This window comes from Streptomyces sp. NPDC038213 (assembly GCF_055600495.1).
This window is the reverse complement of record NZ_JBVJYM010000068.1, coordinates 1-3,785: the sequence shown is the minus strand read 5'-3', so window position 1 is coordinate 3,785 and position 3,785 is coordinate 1. Positions and strand designations below refer to the sequence as shown.

At 70.7% G+C, this 3,785-nt stretch carries 2 protein-coding genes and 1 pseudogene; all 3 read right to left on the bottom strand.

Annotated features, from left to right (window positions below; genetic code table 11):
- A partial coding sequence (locus ACZ7JZ_RS35900) for a roadblock/LC7 domain-containing protein (RefSeq protein ID WP_030014130.1) occupies nucleotides 1-126 on the bottom strand: 126 nt, incomplete at its 3' end.
- Between the two features lie 10 nt (nucleotides 127-136).
- Entirely contained in the window at nucleotides 137-3,397 is a 3,261-nt protein-coding gene (locus ACZ7JZ_RS35895; protein WP_470947338.1) for a sensor histidine kinase, read from the bottom strand.
- A gap of 286 nt (nucleotides 3,398-3,683) precedes the next feature.
- Nucleotides 3,684-3,785 (bottom strand): annotated as a pseudogene (locus ACZ7JZ_RS35890) (ATP-binding protein); the annotation flags it as partial.

Sequence of the window (3,785 nt, the reverse complement as noted above, 5' to 3'; positions counted from 1 at the left end):
GGGGAAGCCTTCCGACATCGCCAGAAGGAGGCCGTCGGCGGAGACCACCACCGTGTGCGACACCCCGGGGGTGTTGTCCACGAAATTGGTGATCAACCAGTTCAGGTTCTGTGCCGCCTGGCTCATCGGGCTCACACTAACGCTCCTGGTCGTAGCTGTTACTTGACTGCTCTGTTCCCGCGGTGCGGCCCTGTTGCACGCCCCGCCGCAGGTTGCTCAACCTGCCGCGGACGTCCTCGGGGGCGCGGGAGACCTGGGGGCCGCCCTGGGGGGTCGACTCCGCGGTGCCCTCGACCAGGTTGGCCCGGGGCACCCGCCGGGGGAGACCCGAGGGGGTGACGCCGCCTGCCTTCGGCTCCTTGAGCTTGCCGGCCTGCTGCCAGCGCTCGTCGTTGCGCGAACGCCAGCCTTCGCCCGGGCCGTTCACCGCGGGGCCGGAAGTGGCCCCCTCGAAGAACGACTTGCGCTCCGGTTCCTGCTGCGCCGGCTGCCACTGCTGCTGGCTGCCGCGGCGCGGCAGGCCCGCTCCGGTCAGTTCGTGACCGGAGTCGGAAGCGGAGTCCGGACGGTCGAAGCCTACGCGCTCCGGGGCGGCTTCGGGAGCGGCCTGAGGTTCCGATTCGGACCCGTAAGGCTGCTGGTAGTCGCTCTGGTAGGTGTTCTGCGCAGGCCACTCGCCCTGGTGGGGCTGGGGGGCGTAGCCGTTGTCGTACTCCTGGCCGAGCGCCGGCGCATCCTGGTACGGGGCTTCCGGATACTCGTAGCCGTCCGGGGTGTAGTCCTCGTACCCGGTGGCGGGCTGCTGCTCGTACCCGGTGGGCTGCGGCGCGTACCCCTCGGCGGGCCCGCCGTACGGGCCGGCCTGCGGGTAGCCGCCGTCCGCGGGGAACGGGGCCTCCGCTTCGCCGCCCTGGTACGGCTGGTAGCCGTGTTCCGGCTGGGGCTCGGCGGGACCGGTCGCGGCCGGGGCGTACCCCTCCTGCGGGAAGGCCTGGGGAGTGCCCGGGGGCTGCGGGAAGCCGGCCTGGGCCTCCAGCGAGGCCCGGCGCTCCTCGCGGCCCAGCGAGCGGCCGACGGGGTCGGGCCCGGCGCCCACGGGGCCCGCCGCGGCGGAGTCCGTGTAGCGGGAGTCGTCGAAGCCGAGCTCGGCCGCGGTGCGCAGCGGGGCGCCCTCGCTGGCCTGCTGCTGCGGGATCATCGAGGAGACGGTGAAGTCGTCGTCCGGGATGCCCTCGCCGCCGCCGCCGTGGGTGATGGCGTCGGGGAGCATGACCAGCGAGGTGGTGCCGGAGGCCTCGCCCGAGGGGCGCAGCTGCACGCGGATGCCGTGCCGGTCGGCCAGCCGGCCGACCACGAACAGGCCCATGCGCTGCGAGATCGCGGCGTCCACGGTCGGCGGGTTGGCCAGCTTGTGGTTGATGTCCGCGAAGTCCTCGGCGGTGAGGCCGATGCCCTTGTCGTGGATCTCGACCATGACGCGGCTGTCCGGCAGGCGGGTCGCGTTGACGCGGACCTTGGTCTGCGGGGAGGAGAAGGTGGTGGCGTTCTCCAGCAGCTCCGCGAGCAGGTGCACGAGGTCGGTCACGGCCTGGCCGTGGATCTCGGCCTCCGAGACCCCGGAGAGCTCGATGCGCTCGTACTGCTCCACCTCGGAGGAGGCGGCGCGCAGGACGTCGACCAGCGGGACCGGCTGGTCCCAGCGGCGGCCGGGCTCCTGGCCCGCGAGGATGAGGAGGTTCTCGCCGTTGCGGCGCATACGGGTGGCCAGGTGGTCCAGGCGGAAGAGGTTCTCCAGCTGGTCCGGGTCGGCCTCGTTGTTCTCCAGGTCGGTGATGAGGGTCAGCTGGCCCTCGATCAGCGACTGGTTGCGCATGGAGAGGTTCGTGAAGATCGCGTTGACGTTGCCCCGCAGGAGGGCCTGCTCGGCGGCGAGCCGGACGGCCTCGCGGTGGACCTGGTCGAAGGCCCGGGCGACCTCGCCGATCTCGTCCTGGGAGTCGATCGGGATGGGCACGACACGGGTGTCGACCTTGCCCGGGTCGGTACGGGAGAGCTGGTCGACGAGGCTCGGCAGGCGCTGCTCGGCGATGTCGAAGGCGGCGCCGCGCAGGCGGCGCATCGAGCGGCCCATCTGGCGGGCCATGAGGCCGGCCATGATGAAGGCGGTGAGGAGGGCCACGACCACGATCGCACCGTTCATGACGGCGTCGTTGCGGGCGTCCTCGGAGATGTCCGCGGCCTCCTGCACGGCCTTGGCGACGAGGTCCTTCTCGATCTCGGCGTAGGCGTCGAACTTGGCGGTGGCGCCCGCGTGCCAGAAGGCCGGGTTCACGCCCTCGGCCGCGAGGTCCTTCGGCTCGTCGCCGCCGGCTATCGCCTCGGTCATGCCCTCCAGCATGGAGCCGTTGACCACCGGCGGGGACTTGAAGGGCAGGCCGGCGCCCTCGGCGTCCGCCTTGGCCTGGGCGAGCTTGTCCTCGCCCTCGCGGGTCTTGCGGGCGAAGACCTCCTTGAGCCGATCGGTGTCCGCGTCGGTGCCCGCGGCCACGTACTCGGCGAGGGCGATCTCCTCCAGGTAGGCGTACGAGGAGAAGGCGATGAGCTGGCCGGCGTGGATCTCCTCGTTCTTGCTGGGGCGTACGAGGAGGTGGGTGCCGATGGAGCGCTGGAGCGAACCGGCGGCCTTGGCGAGCTGGATCGCGTAGACCATGCGGCCGTACGAGGTCACGTTGCCGGTGCCGAGGCCGAGCTCGTTGGAGAACTGCATGAGGTTGTGCTGGACGAGGACGTAGCCCTCTTCCGTGGCCACGGGGCCGCCCTGGTTCTTCCCCGGGTTCTTCTTCGGGGTCTCCGCCGCGGTCAGGTAGGCCGTGTCGCGGATCTTCTCCAGCTTGGGCTCTTCGCGGCGGAACAGGTCGAGGCGGTGCTCGAGGCCCTGCTTCTCCGGCATGCCCCGCAGGGCCTCGTCGAAGTTCGACCGCGCCTTGTCCGTGGCGGCGCGCGCCTGGACCACGGTCTCGTTGCCCTTGTCGCCCTTGAGGAGGGGCTCCGCGGTGAGGTCGCGCTCGTTGAGGAGGGCCTGGCCGTACTCCGAGGCCGCCTGCACGATGCGGGCGGTCTTCTCGGCGTCCTTGGCCTCGTCCCAGGTGTCGATGGAGCCCTTCACCTGGAAGCCGCCCATGACCAGGCCGACGAGGGCGGGCACCAGCAGGATGGCGTTCAGGCGCGTGGGCACGCGCCAGTTGCGCGGGGAGAACCGGCTCTGACTGCCGCTGCGTACGGGCCCCTCGGCCGGTGCGTCTGCAGACGGCACCGCGCGCTGAGCCGGGGTGAAGTTGCCCCGGGCACTCCCGTCGGACGGGACTGCCTCCGCGGGGCCCTCGTTGCTTCGCCTCACTCGACCAACAACCTCTCGGCGGTGCTACTAGCTAGTTCATTGAATTCCAGCACGGGTCACGGCCGTGTTCCAAACAGTTGAATCCGGCCGTTCCCGAGCCCTTATGTGCCGCGTAAAACGGACATAAAGAGCGAGCTGCGGCAAAAAACGGGTGTTTCGTGCGCGCTGAGGCACCGGTTGAACGCGTGGGGTGTCCAACTCGGGCCAATTCTCTGTCGAAACGTTATGAACGAAGGGGCGGGCCGTGTCAGAGGACACAGCCCGCCCCGGAGTCGGCGGACCCGTACTACTTCAGCCGTGCCATGAGTGCGTGTTCGACGAGGGTGATGAGGGCGCTCTTGGCGTCGGCGCGGTGGCGGGCGTCGGTGGTGATGATGGGGGCGTCGGG